This window comes from Arthrobacter globiformis (genome assembly GCF_030818015.1).
In the GTDB taxonomy this organism is placed as follows: domain Bacteria; phylum Actinomycetota; class Actinomycetes; order Actinomycetales; family Micrococcaceae; genus Arthrobacter; species Arthrobacter globiformis_C.
Map to the genome: position 1 here is coordinate 1,356,605 of NZ_JAUSZX010000001.1, position 15,119 is coordinate 1,371,723.

The following is a 15,119-nucleotide window of genomic DNA, read 5'->3' on the forward strand; positions in this document are numbered from 1 at the left end:
GATGTATTCTTGATGCATGAGCTCACCCCAGCCCGGCCGGTCGAAACGGACAGCATTCCTCCTGTCACAGCTGGGCGCCGTGGCGTCGTCACGTTTTGCGGACCGCACGCGCGAGATCGGCCTCACGCCGAGCGACGCCGGTGTCATCCGCCTGCTTGGCCGCGCGCCCGGACTGAGCCAGCGTTCCCTCGCGGACAGGCTGGGTGCCGTCCCCAGCCGGGTGGTTTCCCTCATCGACTCCCTCCAGGAACGCGGCCTGGTGGAACGGGTCCGAAGCAGCACCGACCGGCGGAACTACGAACTCCACCTCACCGATGCGGGCCAGCGGGTGCTGCGTGAGTTGCGCGGGATCGCCGAACAGCATGAAGCGGAGCTTCTGGCGCCGCTCTCCGGTGAACAGGTGGCGCAGCTTGACCTCCTGCTCGCGCAGCTCGCCGACGGCCACGGGCTGGACCGCGACCTCCACCGCGATTCAGCGCGCGACGGCGGACGCGGCGTCGGGCGGAAAGCCTGACCGTGCGCTCGGGGCCGGTCCGCGTCGTGCTTTTAACCCGCAGTCGTGCTTTTTAGCTGTGCTCTTGAGTTGACGACGGCGGCAGCCGGGCTGGGGCGTCGCTTTCTGGCACGCCAAAAGGCAGGGCGGCTGAGCCGCCCTGCCTGTGGTGCGTACGGGTTCATTCCTGCGCCCGGCTTTCGGGCTACCTGTTGCGATGGAGTGCAGGGCCGTTCCGTCCGCTTGCCGGATGTGAATCCGGCAGTCCTGCCTGCCGGTGGTCACCGACGGGCAGCAACCCTTGTGTGTTCCATCCGGGGGTTGGTCACATGATGCCGGTGGGTACCAGCAGGGCCCAGGCCAGTGCCGGAGCCGCCAGGACCACGCCGCCGGCGTACAGCATGAGCTGCTTGTAGACGCGCTGGCGGTCGTTGTCCCGTGCGTTGGCGACGACGAGGGCGCCGTCGGTGGAGAAGGGGGAGACGTCCACCACGGTTGCCGCGATGGCGAGTGCCGCGACGGTTCCGGAGGCGCTCAGCGAACTGGTGGCCAGCAGCGGGCCGGCCATCGGGATGAATGCGGTCAGCAGTGCGGTGGAGGAGGCGAAGGCGGATCCGACGCCGATGACGTAGCAGAGGACGAGGGCGATCAGGAGCGGGGCGCCCAGTGCGAGGGCCTGTTCGGCGAGGGTATCGATGACGCCGACGTGCTGGAGCAGGGAGACGTAGGTGATCATGCCGGCCACGAGAAGGACTGTGGACCAGGAGATGCCGCCGATGAAGGTTTTGTGTTCCTTGATGTTCACGAAGGCCAGGAGGAGGCCGGCGGAGAGGGCGACGAACCCAATGGGCATGTGGAAGCCGAGGGTGCACACCAGAATCACAGCGATCAGTGCCAGCGTGAAGATCTGCTGGCCGCGCGGACGGCCGTTGCGGGGTGTGTCGAGGCCTGCGTATTCGTTGGCGTGCTTGTCGCGCAGCTTGCCGAGGAGGGCGAACAGCACGATGGTCAGGGCCGAAAGGATGAGGTTGAGTGCAAAGCTGGCCGTGAACAGTGCGCCCTGGGAGATGGGGAAGCCGTTTTTCACGGAGATGTCGTGCACCAGTACACCGGCGACGGACAGCGGGGAGAAGCCGCCGGCGTGGGCTCCGTTGATGACGAAGGCGCCCATGAGGACAGGGTGGATGCGTGACTCGTAGGCGAGTCCGAGGGCTGCCGGTGCCAGCAGTGCGACGGCGGCGGGGGAGAAGGTGCCCAGTGCCGTCAGTGCGGCAGCCAGGAGGAAGAACACCCACGGCAGGAGCATCGTCTTGCCCCTGACCAGGCGGACGCAGGTCTGGACGATGATGTCGATGGACCCGTTTCGCTGGGCCATGCTGAAGAAGTAGGTGACGCCGATGATGGTCAGGACGACGCTGGCCGGGAACTCCTCAAGGATCTCCTTGTCGCTCATTCCGAGCATGAAGTAGCCGACGCCGAAGGAGGCAACCAGCCCCATCACGCCGATGTTCAGCGGCCATTTGGTGGCGACGACGAACATCACGACGAGGATGACGAGCGGGATGATCTGGGTGGCTGTCATGGTCGGCTCCGATTCCGAGGCGGCCGCGGGGTTGAACATGACACCCCCGAACAGGAGGGCGGCCAGACCCAGAATAGCGGTGGCGACTACCGTCATCAGCAGGATACGGCGGCGACGGTTGGGACGCTGGGGGCGGTCCTCGCGGGTGCCGCTGTCCAGGAGTGCTGTTTGTTCTTCCGTTTTAGTCATGATGCTGTCTCCTCGTTGAGTGGCGCTGGTCAGTTGGTGGCGTTGGCGAAGGAGGCGTCGACGGCGCTGCCGAGGGCCTCGGGGAGGTGGATGGTGGTGGTCGCGATGGTGCGGGCGGTCCGGTCGACGCCGACGAGCAGCGATCCGTCCCGTTCCTCGCTCCAGGTTTCGATCACACCGGCCGGTGTCCGCAGCCGCAGGGTGGGACGAACGGTGCTGCCGGTGATGTCGTTGAGTACGGTGCCCGGGGTGCGGGCGGCCAGGGTCAGTGCGATGCTGCCGGTAATGGCGAGCGCCGGGTGGGGCTTGCCCATCGAGAGCATCATGACGCTGACGTCGCTTTCCGCATCTGCCTGGGCCGGTGAAGCTGCGATCGCCACCTTGGGGACGGCGCGGGCGGCCTCGGCGGTGCTCGCTGCGAGCCCCATCCGCACTGCCGCCTGGCGACGGATGTGCTCCAGCGTCTCCAGCTGCAGCTCTACCCCGGCGGACCAGGTGTCGTAGCGCTCCGGGTCAAGGCCCAGGTCCTCAGCCCGGAGAATGACTACCGGCGCTCCGGCGTCGACCATGGAGACGGTCCAGCGGGTTCCGCCGGCCGTGATGGTGTCCGAGGCTGAGCCCGTGGGAAGCAGCTGGCCGGTGGTTTTGCCGGCAGGATCCTGGAAGCCGAGCCCCACCCGGTACCCGGGGAACGGGACGCCGGGCATCTGGGCCTGCGGGACGATCGGCAGGGCACCGGACGGCGTGGACACGCGCTGGATGATGATCTGGCCGGTGTTGGTGTTGCGGGTAACGATCCGTGTGACGTCGCCGGTGGGCACCACCCAGCCCTTTTCGATGGCGTAGAGCCCAACCACTGCCGAGCAGTTGCCGCAGTTGCTGCCCCAGTCCACAGCGGCCTCTTCGATGCCCACCTGGGCGAAGGTGAACTCGACATCAACGTCATCGTCTGCGGGGCGGTGAAGGATCATCGCTTTGCTGGTGGTGGAGGTGGCCCCGCCAACGCCGTCGATCTGCCGGTGGTCCGGGCTGCCGAACAGCCGGGGAAGCAGCACATCCGGGCTGGTTCCCGTCTCGTCCAGCTGTCCGGTTTCGAAGACCCAGCACTTGCTGGTGCCTCCGCGCATCCACTCCGCTTCGATCTTCATGATCCCGTTCCTTGCTTCTCTACCGGCCCCGAGATGTTCGGAGCCTTAGTTCGAGATTGAGCCAGATCACAATTGAAGACAATGTTGGACTTCTATTGATCTATGTAGCGTTCCTTCATTCATTGAGCTTCAAAGGCTCAAGGCCTAGTGAAGACGCCCGTGGGTGTCCGGACTCCGTCGCCAGTTCCGGCGAATCAGCTGCCGCCTGCATAGAATGAACCATCGGAGGAGAAGGGTGAAGAAGTGGTTAACGATGAAGCCCAAGATTTATTCGATATCCGGCGGCTGGCCCTGCTGGTGGAGGTCGTCGAGCAGGGATCGATCACTGCCGCGGCCGAGCTGATGCTGTACACGCCCTCGGCGGTCTCCCAGCAACTGCGGAAGCTGGAGCAGGAAGTGGGGCAGCCTCTCCTCAACCGCCGTTCCCGCGGGGTCGTTCCCACGGAGGCTGGCCAGGTGCTGGCCGGCCACGCCCGCAAGATCGTCGGGCAGATGCGGGCCGCCCAGTCCGACCTGGACCAAATCGCCGGACTCAAACGCGGTTCCCTGACCGTGGGGACGTTTCCAACGCTCGCCGGCTCATTCATGCCGGTTGTCATCCGGGCCTTCAAAAAGAGGTACCCGGCGATTGGCCTCTCCCTGCGAAGTGCGCGCTTCGAGGAGCTTGTTGCTGACCTGCAATCGGGAGTCACCGGCCTGTGCCTGCTCTGGGATTACCCCTGGAACCGCTTTCATGACGATTCCATCCGGATCACCGAAGTCTTCCAGGAAAGCACCGTCCTTCTGGTGTCCCGCGGCCACCCGCTTGCGGACCGCGAAGAGATCCGCATGGAAGAGCTCCGGAAGGAATCGTGGATCGTGCGGGCCGAGGCCCACCCCGTGGTGGAGGTGCTGCAGCGCTCCGCCCATGCGGCCGGGTTCGAGCCCACCATTGGCTTCCTGGCCAACGACTACCAGGAAGCCCAGGCGATGGTGAGCGTCGGGATGGGCGTGGCCATGGTGCCCAAGACTGCTGTGGCCCTGCAGCACCCTGACGTCCGGGTCATTAGCCTCGGCTCCGCCGCACCCTTGCGGCGGGTGCTGCTGGCCCAGCGCCAGGACAAGGTCTACGCCCCGGCAGAGGTTGCTTTCCATTCCACCTTGCTGGAGATTGCCCGCGAACATGCCGGGGACTACTTGTAGCAACGGAGGGCCTGCATTCATCACGAAGGCCGTCCCCGGAGCAGATTTTCTGCCCGGGGGACGGCCGTCGTCGTGGGTTTTTAGGGCGAAGAGTGGGTCATGCTATGGGGTGGCGCTTCCCCTCGTCCTGTCCATGGCATCCCTGCCGAGCCAGAGGCCCAGGCCGACCATGGCCAGGCCGAGGATCAGGTGCAGCCAGTTGTCGGCAGAGTTGAACGGGACAAAGTTGGCGCCCGAATTCATGTCGATAACCAGGCCGTAGAGCCACAGAACCACGTAGACGATGCCGCCGCCAAGCAAGAACCAGCGGGCCGCCGAGCCCGTCCTGGCCATTGCGATGCCGGCCGCGCCGAACAGCAGATGGACGATGTTGTGCAGTACGGACACCTGGAACACGCCAAGCAGCATCGCACCGGAGTCATGTCCGGCAAAGCTCATGGCGCCGTAGTTGGTGGTGATTCCCGGGATGAACCCGAGGACGCCCACCAGCAGGAAAACCACACCAAGACCCATGGCGGTGTTGTGAAGGGACAACCCCATAGCGTGGTGGTGTGCGGGGTGTGAAGCGGTTGTCATTAGTCTCCCTTTCACGGTGACTGCCGGCTCTTCAAATGGAGAACCGGCTCGCGGCAAGGAGTCGCAGGAATCCTGCCGACGCCCATAGCCTACTCCTGAAATCCCGCACGTGTGCAGGGAAAATGGCGCTTTGCGGACGATGCGGGCGCCGGCTGAACATGAGGCCAGATGCGGCTGACCTTGGGCGCAATGTTCCAACAGGGCAGTGCGGGGGCAATGATGGACCCCATGCACCGGAACAGGCTCCGGCCCATGGGGTTTGTGTTGGCCTTCGGCGTGGTGAGCATGCTCGCCGACGTCGTCTACGAAGGCGCCCGCGCCATCACCGGCCCGTACCTGGCCACCCTCGGTGCCACTGCAGTCATGGTCGGCTTCATCACGGGTATCGGCGAAGCCGTCGCCCTCGTCCTGCGGCTAGGGACCGGCCCCCTGGCCGACAGGACCCGCAAGTACTGGCCGCTGACCATCGCCGGGTACGCCCTGACCATCGTCGCCGTGCCGCTGCTCGCCCTGGCAAACTCCCTGTGGCAGGCGGCAGCCCTGGTCATCACGGAGCGCTTCGGCAAGGCGGTCCGCACCCCTGCCCGCGACACCATGCTCTCCCACGCGGGAACAGCAATGGGACGCGGCAAAGCCTTCGCCATCCACGAGGCCCTCGACCAGTCCGGCGCCCTCGTCGGTCCGCTGCTTGTCGGATTGGCGGTCGGCGTCTCCGGCTACCAGCTGGGGTTCGGGATCCTTGCCGTCCCGGGGGCGTTCGCGCTGGTTGCCGTTCTCCTGCTCCGCCGGGCAGTCCCGGCTCCGGAGCACTACGACGAACAGGCAGCGCAGGCCCGGTCCCGCCAAGAGGGCGGACAAACACGGGCAGCTTTGCCGGCCAGGTTCTGGTGGTACAGCGCCTTCACGGCCGCGTCGATGTTCGGGTTTTCCACGTTCGGCGTCATCTCGTTCCACCTCGAGGTCCAGAAGGTCCTGCCCTCGGCACTGATCCCGGTGACCTATGCAGTCTCCATGGGCGCAGCCGCACTGGCGGCCCTCGGGTCAGGGGCGCTGTACGACCGGGTGGGGCTGCGCGGCCTGCTGATCGTCCTCCCGCTGACCGCCGCCGTCCCGTTCCTGTCGTTCGCCACGGCGCCCGGCCTGGTCTGGGCAGGCGCCGTGGTCTGGGGTACTGCCCTGGGCATTCACGAATCGACGCTCCGCGCCGCGGTGACCGATCTCGTTCCCGCCGCGCGGCGCGGCACCGGATACGGCATCTTTACTGCCATCTACGGCCTGGCCTGGCTCGCGGGGTCCACCATCATCGGAGCCCTCTATACGGAGTCGCGCACCGGGCTCATCGTCTTTACCGTGGCCACACAGCTTCTGGCGCTGGCCGTCTTCATCCCGCTGGCCAGGTCCGTCGGCACGCAGCTTCAGGCGAAGTAGCCCAAGGCTAACGGGACCCGGTCCCGTTAGCCGGCGGCAGCGCCGCCGTCGGCCAGCCCCATGAACATGGTCCGGTGCAGGATGTCCACATGCTTGCGTGAGATCTCGACGGCGGCCGCAACGTCCCCGGCGCGCAGCGCCGCCACCAGATCGATATGGTCGCAGTTGGATTTGTGCAGCAGCTCGATGGGGTAGGGGATGAAGTAGGCGTAGAGCTCGGCCAGGGTCTCGTGATAAACGCCGACGGCGGTCCCCAGGCAGGATGCTGTGCCCACCAGCTGGTGGAACTGCTCATCCGCCAGGTGATAGGCGGACCAGTCCGTGGACTCCGCCATCTCACGGGTCAGCCGCTCCAGCTCGTCCAGCTGCTCGGCGGTCGCGTTAACAGCCGCGTAGTGCGTTACCGCGCATTCGAAGAGCAGCCGCCGGTCCACCAGTCGGTTCACCGCCTGGGATTCGGCGGGGGATGCCGTGAGTTCCGCCAGTACGTCACGCGGTGGCTCGTCCGCCACGAACGTCCCGCCGGCCCGGCCGCGGCGGCGCACCACCACGCCCTGGTCCGCGAGGCTCGCCAGCGCGCGGCGGGCAGTGATCGGGCTGACCGACATGCCCAGCGCCACGTCCTCCTGGTCGGGCAGGCGCTCGCCGGGCTTCAGCAGCCCCAGCGAAATGGCCATGCCGATGCGCAGCCGGACAGCGTCGATGGCGCTGCGGCGGTCGATGCCGGCCAGCGCACCGCCACCGATGGCAGAGGAAGCACCGGTGGGGGAGGCGTCCTCCAACTGACGGGTCATATCCGTTACTTTACGGCCCATCGGCAGCCCCTTCCCATAATTCGATCATTCTGATCTAATATAGTGCAGATCACACCCCAACGCGGAGACAAACCCATGCAACGCATCCTTCCCCTTATCGCTGCCCAGGCCGCGCCCCGGCTCATCGGCGAACCCGTTTCGGCCTTCGCGGACGAGGTCAAGGCAGCCCTCAACACCAAGCCGGACAGCAAACTCGTGGTATTCCCGGAGCTCCATCTCTTCGGCGACGGGACCCCGGACCGGCAGCGCACCGAGGCGCTGCAGGACTCGGCCGAACCGCTGGGCGGCCCACGCGTCAAGGAACTGAAAGAGCTGGCCGCGGACCTGGGCATCTGGCTGGTCCCGGGCAGCGTGTGCGAGCGCGGCCCGGAAGGCCAGCTGTTCAACACCCAGCTGGTCCTGTCGCCGGAGGGGGAGCTTGCCGGCTACTACCGGAAGATCTTCCCTTGGCGCCCGTTCGAGCCATACGACCCCGGCGACCGGTTCACCACCGTGGACCTGACTGGAATCGGCCGGGTGGGCCTGAACATCTGCTACGACGCCTGGTATCCGGAGGTCTCCCGCCAGCTCGCGTGGATGGGCGCCGAGGTGATCCTCAATGTCGTCAAAACCACTACCCCGGACCGCCGGCAGGAACTGGTGCTGGCCAAGGCGAACGCCATCGTGAACCAGGTGTTCGTGGTCAGCGTCAACTGCGCCGGTCCCACAGGCCAGGGAAAGAGCATCGTCGTCGATCCCGAGGGCAACACCATCGCGGAGGCCAACGGCGACGCCCCGGTGCTGCTCACAGCGGACCTGGACCTGGCCGCCGTCGAGCACGTCCGCACCCACGGGACGGAGAACCTCAACCGGCCGTGGTCCCAGTTCCGGGACGGCGAGGCCGCCGTCGAACTGCCCGTCTACCAGGGCCGGATCAATCCGCTGACCTGGACGCCCCCGTCTTTCAATGCCTAAGGAAAACCACGTGACTACACCAACCCTGACCCGCACGCTGAAGCTGCCCTCGCTGGTGCTGTTCGGCCTGGCGTACCTGACCCCGCTGATCGTCCTGGCCATCTTCGGCCTCATCGCCGAGACCACGGGCGGGGCGGCGCCGTCGGCCTACCTCGTGGCCATGGTGGCCATGCTGTTCACGGCCCACAGCTACGGCCGGATGGCGGTCGCCTACCCGGTGGCCGGTTCCGCCTACACGTACGTGCGCCGGTCCATCGATCCCCGGGTGGGCTTCCTGGTGGGCTGGGCGATCCTGCTGGACTACCTGTTCCTGCCCATGGTGATCTGGCTGATCGGCTCCTCCTATCTGAGCGCGCAGTTCCCGGGCGTGCCGATGTGGCTGTGGATCGTGGGCTTCATCCTCATCACCACGGTCCTGAACATCCTGGGCATCAAGGTGGCGGACAAGGCGAACTACGTGCTGATGGCGTTCCAGCTGCTGGTGATCGTGTTCTTCGTGGTGCTGGCCGTCGGCAGTGTGCTGTCCACCTCCGGCCCCGGCGGCCTGGCCAGCACGGAGCCGTTCTTCAACAGCACGTCCAGCTTCGCCACCATCTCCGCCGGCGCCGCCATCGCCGCGTACTCGTTCCTCGGGTTCGACGCCGTCACCACCCTCACCGAGGAAACCGTGGACCCGCGACGGAACGTCCCCCGCGCCATCATGCTCATCGCGCTGATCGGCGGCGGCATCTTCGTGGCCGTCTCGTACGTGACGCAGCTGGTGCACCCGGGCGGCGTGTTCGAGGACTCGGCGTCGGCGGCCAGCGCCATCGCGCTGCAGATCGGCGGGCAGGTGTTCGGGGCGGTGTTCCTCGCCGGGCTGGTGGTGGCGCAGTTCGCCTCCGGCCTGGCCGCGCAGGCCAGCGCGTCCCGTCTGATCTACGCGATGGGCCGCGACTCGGTGCTGCCCAAGGCGGTCTTCGGCCGGCTCAGCGCGAAGTTCCACACGCCCGTGGTGAACCTGGTGGTCACCGGCATCGTGGGCCTGATCGCCATCTTCCTTGACGTGGCCACCTCGACGTCGTTCATCAACTTCGGTGCCTTCACCGCCTTCACACTGGTGAACGCCTCCGTGGTGTTCCACTATGTGCGCCGGCGCCGTGCGGGGGAGCAGCTGAACGTGGTGTCGTACGTGGTGGTCCCGGCTGTGGGCGCCATCGTCTGCGCCTACCTGCTCTCCCAGCTGGACAGCAACGCCATTACGCTGGGACTGTCCTGGCTGGCGCTCGGTATCGTGGTCCTGGCACTCATCACCCGCGGCTTCCGGGCCGCGCCGCCGGAAATGACGACGACGGAAAAGGCTACCGTGGAGGCCGCCGTCTAAGGGCGGAGGTGCTTCGGGTTTCTCGTATCTGAATGGAGGCTCACGGGGTGGAACGAACCGGTGTGAGGATTGCCCTCGGGCAGCTGGAGTCCGGCACGGACATCGGGGCGAACCTTGCCGCCATCGACCGGTTCGCCGCGGCCGCGGCCGGCGACGGCGCCACGCTGGTGGCCTTCCCGGAGTACGCCACGTACGAGAAGAAGATCGTGGACGCGTCGTTCCCGGCGGTGGCCGAGCCGCTGGACGGTCCCATCTGCCGGGAGCTGGCAGCCACCGCGGCACGCCACGGCATCACACTCGTGGCGGGCGTGGTGGAAAGCTCTGAGGAACCTGGCAAGGCCTACAACACTTTGGTGGCCTTCGGGCCGGACGGCAACCGGCTAGCGGTCTATCGGAAGATCCACCTGTTCGATGCGCAGGGGTTCGGGGAGTCGACGTTCATCAAGCCGGGGCCGTCCACCGAGCCGGTGGTGTTCGAGTCCGGGGGAGCGGTGTTCGGCCTGATGACGTGCTACGACCTGCGGTTCCCGGAACTGGCCCGTTCCCTGGCCGACGCCGGCGCGCAGGTGCTGCTGGTTTGCTCATCCTGGGTGCCGGGGACCCACAAGACCGAACAGTGGCTGGCCCTGAACGCGGCGCGGGCCATCGAGAACAGCGTCTACGTGGCCGGTGTCTGCCAGGCGCCGCCGGTGTCCGTTGGCCGTAGTCTGCTGGTGGACCCGATGGGGTACGTCGAGGCGGACCTGGGGCTGGAGCCGGGGGTGCGGGCGGTGGACGTGTCGCTTGGGACGGTGGCGCGCGTGAAGGAGCAGTTCCCGATGTTCCGGCAGCGGCGGCTGGGGTAGGCGCGGACGGCAGTTATGCCGCTTTCACGGGTGTCTTGCCGCTGGAGGATGCCGCGGCCAGGTTTTCGCGGGCCAGGAACGCCGAGAGTTCACCGATGGTGCTCATGAGCGGGGCGGGGAAGACGACTGTGGTGTTCTTGTCGACGCCGATTTCGACCAGGGACTGCAGGTTCCTTAGCTGCAGGGCCAGCGGGTGGGCCATCATGGTGTCGGAGGCGTCTCCGAGGGCCGCTGCGGCGATGGCTTCGCCTTCGGCGGCGATGATCTTCGCCCTCTTTTCGCGTTCGGCTTCAGCCTGGCGGGCCATGGCGCGCTTCATGCTTTCGGGCAGCTGGATGTCCTTGAGCTCCACCAAGGTGACTTCGACGCCCCATTCGACGGTGAGCACGTCGAGGATTTCACGGATGTCGACGTTGATCCGTCCGGTCTCGGACAGTGTCTGGTCAAGGGTGTGTTGGCCGACGACTTTCCGCAGGGTCGTCTGGGCGATCTGGTCGATGGCCGCGGCCACGTTTTCGATCGCGACGACGGACTTCACCGCGTCGACCACCCGGTAGTATGCAACCGCTGAGACGTCGACGCTCACGTTGTCCTGGGTGATAATGCCCTGGGACTGGATGGGCATGGTCACGATCCGCAGGCTCACCAGCTGCAGCCGGTCGACGACAGGGATGATCAGCCGCAGGCCGGGATCCCTGACTCCGGTGACCCTGCCGAGCCGGAAGAGCACGCCCTTCTCATATTGGCGCACGATCCGGATCGACGTTTTCGCAACGATGAGCAGCAGTACGACGAGGACGATGACAACGACAAAGGTGGTGGGGTCCATCAGGATCCCCTCCTGGTCTTTTGAGCGGGACGTGCCGGTGCCGGATTCGGCGCCGTGACAGGTGTCCTTGCTTTATTTTCCCATGCAAAGGCTGCAAAAGAGGCTCTTGAGTGTCCTCACAACGGACGATTCGGCCACCAGAACCACCACTCCGGGTAGCGCCGACGCCGTTGCTGCGCGAGTGGCGTTCTCACAGCCTCTTCAAAGGGCCTTCTATCGCTGCCCTCATGTTCGTGGGCAATGATCAATCAATGGGGCTTTGGAGACGGGCCTTTGTGCCCGGGATAGCAGCTTTGGCGGTCATTTTCCTAGGCGCGGCCAGCGCGTCCGGCATTGACCAGATGGCAAATGCCAAAATCCATGGTCCGACATCGGCCACTGTGTCCGCCGCCATGGCTGACGGTCAAACCTCGCTGCATCACTTAGTCCTGCGTGGTCTTGCCAAAGGGGCGCTTCCAGGTGGCTATCCGTACGATGAACCCCGGGATGAAAGGTCCGATGAGGACTATCAGGAAACTCTGCACCAGCACCGATCATCGGTGAGCCCTGCACAGTAAGAAGATGTCCGGTCGGAGCAGACTTCCATACCGGTGCACATGCACATCCTCACTAATGCAAGATGGCGCTGATCTCTGCCCTGACCAGCCGCTCGGCCAGTTGGCCAAGGTCCAGGTTCAGGACGGCTTTGAGGGCGCGTGCCATGTCGGGGGCTGCGGCAAAAAATTCGGCCAAGCCCGGATCGGATTCCAACTCCCGCCCAAGCTTTCCCCTAACCTCATCCGCAGTCCAATGGCTGTCGGTATGCTGACTGGTGAGTACCGTCCTAGCATTCATGGCCCTGTCCTTCCCCGCGCCCTGAGCCTTGCCTTTGATATAAGCGACTATGCCGGGCCGCGCTCAAGAATGGGTCAAGCAAGGGGCCAAATCTGCGCAGGATTTGTTCAGGTTTTCAGCGGTGATTGAAGAGCCGAAGTGTCCCGACCTGGCTCCAGAAGCCCCGTGTACGGAAGACTGTTGGATTTCAGACTCGACGCCGCAAACTGCGTTATCGCCGCTTTCCACATCGCCTCGGCCCCGGGGCAACCGCTGATGGGCCGGCTGGCTGACCGGTTCGGGCCGCGGCGGCCCTTCATGCTCGGTATGGCGCTGGTGGCGGTGTCCTGTGCACTGACGCCCTTCTCGCCCAACTTCGTGTTCGTCTGCTCACGGCACTGGAGACGGCGACGGCGTACCCGAGCGGACATCGAGGCGAACCTGGCCGCGGTCGACCGGTTCGCCGCGACGGCGGCCGGCGATGGTGCCCGCTGGTGGCCCGGAGTACGCCGTGTATGAGAAGAAGATCGTGGACGCCTCGTTCCCGGCGGTGGCCGAGCCGCTGGATGGTCCCGTCTGCCGGGAACTCGCAGCCACCGCGGCCCGCCACGGCATCAGGCTCGTGGCGGGCGTGGTGGAAACGTCCGAGCAGGAGAACCGGGCCTACAACACGCTGGTGGCCTTCGGGCCGGAGGACGGCCGGCTAGCCGTGTACCGGAAGATCCACCTGTTCGACGCGCAGGGGTTCGGGGAGTCCACGTACATCACGCCCGGCCCGTCCACGGAGCCGGTGGTGTTCGTGGCCGGGGGGAGCGGTGTTCGGCCTGATGACCTGCGGAGTCTGCTGGTGGATCCGATGGAGTACGTGGAGGTGGACTTCGGGCTGGAGCCGGGGGTGCGGGCAGCGGAGGTTTCGCTCGGAACGGTGGCGCGGGTGAAGGAGCAGTTCCCGATGTTCCGGCAGCGGCGGCGGGGGTAGGGACGTCGGGTTCGGGTTCCATCAGGCGGGACCGCTGCATTGGCCTGTCTCGTGCCGCACGATTTGTGGGGTATCAGGCCCGGCCCTCTCCTCGATCGTATCGAGGTTAAAGTGAAACGATCCCGCCGAAATGAATCGGTGGGATCGTTTATGCGGGGTGCTACCCCAAAGCATCGGTCGCCTGCGCCGAGACCAGTCCCGAGAGAATACCTGAAAGTAGAGTGGCCGAAACCGTTACAAACATTTCAGTTGTTGGCATCATAATGATCCCCCCTCCTGTACACCCGAAGGCAATTGCAATTGTCATTGCTGTGCAGATAAGGACTAGCATTACCACTGTTGCCAACAGTGGCCGGAGGATTCGAACCTCCGGACGACCGCGCACATCTATTTATTTATGAAATCTAGCAAGCAGACTACCAGAAAAAGTCTATCGGTGATTGCGAGTGCTGTCGCGATGGTGAGCGGCGGCTTGCTCCCCAGAGATTGCGGTCAGAGCACCTTGCCTGCCTCATCACTTGGAGCCCCAGCCAAGCTGACCAGTGCTGAAGCTGTACTGCGTTCGCTCTGGCGGTACTTCGCACGGCCGGATATCAACGCTTCCTGGCCGAACCGTTAAGCACTGAACTGCCACTATGACGAGGACTCTCAAGATTGGCTCAAGACTCGATCAACGTTATCGCAGAATCAACGCAGTTTGCGCTTTCCCGGATGTGAGAGAAATATGCTCCTTTCGAGAAACAAATTCGGCTTAAGAAAAGGGGTCCGGCCATTTGCCGGGCCTTCGTTAATGGGGGTAACAATGCCGAGGTATGAAACCCTTTTGGGGTCAGGGCCATCGGGCGCGGGGTCGGCGGTTCACCATCGTCCTCTAGGACATCGCCGCGCGTGGAGCAACTTCGAGCCCAACGTCACAGTCAGACAACTCGGCTGACCACAGCGGCTCATGCCATCCACGTTGGGGATCACTCGTTAAATAAACAAACAAACCATCCGCTACAACAATGGCGCATCGTCGTGAGACGAGGCACGCATTAATACTTGCATCTGAAAGGCGATACAAACCATGAAGTACACAAAGTCCCTGGTCACCCTTGCTCTGATTGGTTCCGCTCTGTCCTTGTCTGCCTGCGGCGGCAGCAACGGGGCAGAGTCCGGCACCGCACCATCAGCTGAAGCTGTCGAGAAACAGTCCGCAACACCGACCCCCACGGGTCCGGCCAAGTCATCCCGCGGCAACTACGTGATGAAGGCAGGCGGTAAGGCCTTCGCCACCCAGACGGACCAGCTCTCCGACAAGGAGACCGCCAAGTTCACGGTGGGCTCAATCAAGAAGGGCGTATGCACCGGGGAGTACGTCCAGGCACCCACAAACGGCAACATCGTGTTCGTGAAGGTCACCGCACAGACCTTGCCGGCGCTGGCAGAGTCGAGCTTCCCGACGTTCACCATCAGCGCTCATGACTTCAAGTTCATCGCCAAGAACGGCACCACGTTCAACGGCTCCCTCTCCACGGTGGGTACATACGGATGCCTGCCCGATGCAGAGACGTTCCCGATGGCTGGCATCGGACCTGATCAGAAGGCAAGTGGCATCATCGTCCTGGACGTGCCGCAGCCGAGTGGAACGCTCCTGGTCAAGAGCGACTTCGGCGCCGGCTACGAATACACCTTTTAAAAGTTCCCCAAAGGTGAGAGCGCAATGTGTGCCCAGTACAACGCACCAACCGCCTATCAGCCTGCCCAGTAAGAAGTGGACACTAAACCGTTGTGCCGTCGAAGGGCGGCCTAGCAACACCACCCCATTTTGAAGGATCAACCATGCATTACCGAAAGTCACTGGCGGCGACATCACTGCTGCTAAGCGCCGCAGCCCTTACAGGGTGTGGGGCAGGGCCTTCGTCCGCTTCTTCCGAATCACCC

14 protein-coding genes and 1 pseudogene are annotated in these 15,119 nt (G+C 64.8%); 9 read left to right on the plus strand and 6 right to left on the minus strand.

Annotated features, from left to right (window positions below):
• Window positions 1–16 precede the first annotated feature (16 nt).
• Window positions 17–514, plus strand: coding sequence for a MarR family winged helix-turn-helix transcriptional regulator (locus QFZ23_RS06280; protein WP_306921363.1), 498 nt, complete (start codon window positions 17–19; stop codon window positions 512–514).
• Window positions 515–818: 304 nt separating this feature from the next.
• Here the strand turns inward: QFZ23_RS06280 and QFZ23_RS06285 are convergent, their stop codons facing one another.
• Together QFZ23_RS06285 and QFZ23_RS06290 are read right to left on the minus strand one after the other, a co-directional pair.
• Window positions 819–2,264 (minus strand): SLC13 family permease, encoded by a 1,446-nt coding sequence (locus QFZ23_RS06285; RefSeq protein ID WP_306921365.1) that lies wholly within the window; start codon window positions 2,262–2,264, stop codon window positions 819–821.
• A gap of 29 nt (window positions 2,265–2,293) precedes the next feature.
• Complete coding sequence (locus tag QFZ23_RS06290; RefSeq protein WP_306921367.1) at window positions 2,294–3,412, minus strand: PrpF domain-containing protein; 1,119 nt, start codon at window positions 3,410–3,412, stop codon at window positions 2,294–2,296.
• A gap of 243 nt (window positions 3,413–3,655) precedes the next feature.
• On the opposite strand from QFZ23_RS06290, the gene QFZ23_RS06295 reads away from it, so the two are divergent.
• Window positions 3,656–4,594, plus strand: a complete 939-nt coding sequence (locus QFZ23_RS06295; protein WP_102971262.1) for a LysR family transcriptional regulator — start codon at window positions 3,656–3,658, stop codon at window positions 4,592–4,594.
• Between the two features lie 102 nt (window positions 4,595–4,696).
• Here the strand turns inward: QFZ23_RS06295 and QFZ23_RS06300 are convergent, their stop codons facing one another.
• The gene (locus tag QFZ23_RS06300; RefSeq protein ID WP_306921370.1) at window positions 4,697–5,170 is read right to left on the minus strand and encodes a DUF4383 domain-containing protein; all 474 of its coding nucleotides are present in this window, start codon (window positions 5,168–5,170) and stop codon (window positions 4,697–4,699) included.
• Window positions 5,171–5,422: 252 nt separating this feature from the next.
• On the opposite strand from QFZ23_RS06300, the gene QFZ23_RS06305 reads away from it, so the two are divergent.
• Window positions 5,423–6,598: an MFS transporter gene (locus tag QFZ23_RS06305; RefSeq protein ID WP_306921372.1), complete on the plus strand. Its 1,176-nt coding sequence runs from the start codon at window positions 5,423–5,425 to the stop codon at window positions 6,596–6,598.
• Between the two features lie 26 nt (window positions 6,599–6,624).
• Here the strand turns inward: QFZ23_RS06305 and QFZ23_RS06310 are convergent, their stop codons facing one another.
• On the minus strand, window positions 6,625–7,392 hold the full coding sequence (locus tag QFZ23_RS06310) for a FadR/GntR family transcriptional regulator (protein ID WP_306921374.1): 768 nt from the start codon (window positions 7,390–7,392) through the stop codon (window positions 6,625–6,627).
• A 96-nt stretch (window positions 7,393–7,488) separates the two neighbouring features.
• Here QFZ23_RS06310 and QFZ23_RS06315 point away from each other — a divergent pair, with 96 nt between their 5' ends.
• The 3 genes from QFZ23_RS06315 to QFZ23_RS06325 are packed head-to-tail and all read left to right on the plus strand — an operon-like array spanning window position 7,489 to window position 10,575.
• Window positions 7,489–8,367 carry a carbon-nitrogen hydrolase family protein gene (locus tag QFZ23_RS06315; RefSeq protein WP_306921376.1) on the plus strand — a complete coding sequence of 293 codons (879 nt, stop codon included), beginning with the start codon at window positions 7,489–7,491 and terminating at the stop codon, window positions 8,365–8,367.
• 10 nt (window positions 8,368–8,377) lie between these two features.
• A complete protein-coding gene (locus QFZ23_RS06320; protein WP_306921377.1) occupies window positions 8,378–9,730 on the plus strand; it encodes an APC family permease in 1,353 nt (450 codons plus the stop codon).
• 47 nt (window positions 9,731–9,777) lie between these two features.
• Complete coding sequence (locus QFZ23_RS06325; RefSeq protein ID WP_306921379.1) at window positions 9,778–10,575, plus strand: carbon-nitrogen hydrolase family protein; 798 nt, start codon at window positions 9,778–9,780, stop codon at window positions 10,573–10,575.
• A gap of 13 nt (window positions 10,576–10,588) precedes the next feature.
• Here the strand turns inward: QFZ23_RS06325 and QFZ23_RS06330 are convergent, their stop codons facing one another.
• Together QFZ23_RS06330 and QFZ23_RS06335 are read right to left on the minus strand one after the other, a co-directional pair.
• A complete protein-coding gene (locus tag QFZ23_RS06330; RefSeq protein WP_306921381.1) occupies window positions 10,589–11,404 on the minus strand; it encodes a slipin family protein in 816 nt (271 codons plus the stop codon).
• A gap of 609 nt (window positions 11,405–12,013) precedes the next feature.
• Window positions 12,014–12,136 carry a hypothetical protein gene (locus QFZ23_RS06335; RefSeq protein WP_306921383.1) on the minus strand — a complete coding sequence of 41 codons (123 nt, stop codon included), beginning with the start codon at window positions 12,134–12,136 and terminating at the stop codon, window positions 12,014–12,016.
• A 285-nt stretch (window positions 12,137–12,421) separates the two neighbouring features.
• Here QFZ23_RS06335 and QFZ23_RS06340 point away from each other — a divergent pair.
• The 3 genes and pseudogenes from QFZ23_RS06340 to QFZ23_RS06350 all read left to right on the plus strand — a co-directional run.
• Window positions 12,422–12,642, plus strand: a pseudogene (locus QFZ23_RS06340) (MFS transporter); the annotation flags it as partial.
• Between the two features lie 86 nt (window positions 12,643–12,728).
• The gene (locus QFZ23_RS06345) at window positions 12,729–13,196 is read left to right on the plus strand and encodes a nitrilase-related carbon-nitrogen hydrolase (RefSeq protein ID WP_306921385.1); all 468 of its coding nucleotides are present in this window, start codon (window positions 12,729–12,731) and stop codon (window positions 13,194–13,196) included.
• A 1,066-nt stretch (window positions 13,197–14,262) separates the two neighbouring features.
• A complete protein-coding gene (locus QFZ23_RS06350; protein ID WP_306921387.1) occupies window positions 14,263–14,874 on the plus strand; it encodes a hypothetical protein in 612 nt (203 codons plus the stop codon).
• Window positions 14,875–15,119: the final 245 nt, after the last annotated feature.

What these genes read in the sequence shown, in the direction of transcription:
- QFZ23_RS06280 (WP_306921363.1), top strand. Translation starts at nt 17, where the DNA reads ATGAGCTCACCCCAGCCCGGCCGGTCGAAACGGACAGCATTCCTCCTG.
- QFZ23_RS06285 (WP_306921365.1), bottom strand. Translation starts at nt 2,264, where the DNA reads ATGACTAAAACGGAAGAACAAACAGCACTCCTGGACAGCGGCACCCGC.
- QFZ23_RS06290 (WP_306921367.1), bottom strand. Translation starts at nt 3,412, where the DNA reads ATGAAGATCGAAGCGGAGTGGATGCGCGGAGGCACCAGCAAGTGCTGG.
- QFZ23_RS06300 (WP_306921370.1), bottom strand. Translation starts at nt 5,170, where the DNA reads ATGACAACCGCTTCACACCCCGCACACCACCACGCTATGGGGTTGTCC.
- QFZ23_RS06305 (WP_306921372.1), top strand. Translation starts at nt 5,423, where the DNA reads ATGGGGTTTGTGTTGGCCTTCGGCGTGGTGAGCATGCTCGCCGACGTC.
- QFZ23_RS06310 (WP_306921374.1), bottom strand. Translation starts at nt 7,392, where the DNA reads ATGACCCGTCAGTTGGAGGACGCCTCCCCCACCGGTGCTTCCTCTGCC.
- QFZ23_RS06315 (WP_306921376.1), top strand. Translation starts at nt 7,489, where the DNA reads ATGCAACGCATCCTTCCCCTTATCGCTGCCCAGGCCGCGCCCCGGCTC.
- QFZ23_RS06330 (WP_306921381.1), bottom strand. Translation starts at nt 11,404, where the DNA reads ATGGACCCCACCACCTTTGTCGTTGTCATCGTCCTCGTCGTACTGCTG.
- QFZ23_RS06350 (WP_306921387.1), top strand. Translation starts at nt 14,263, where the DNA reads ATGAAGTACACAAAGTCCCTGGTCACCCTTGCTCTGATTGGTTCCGCT.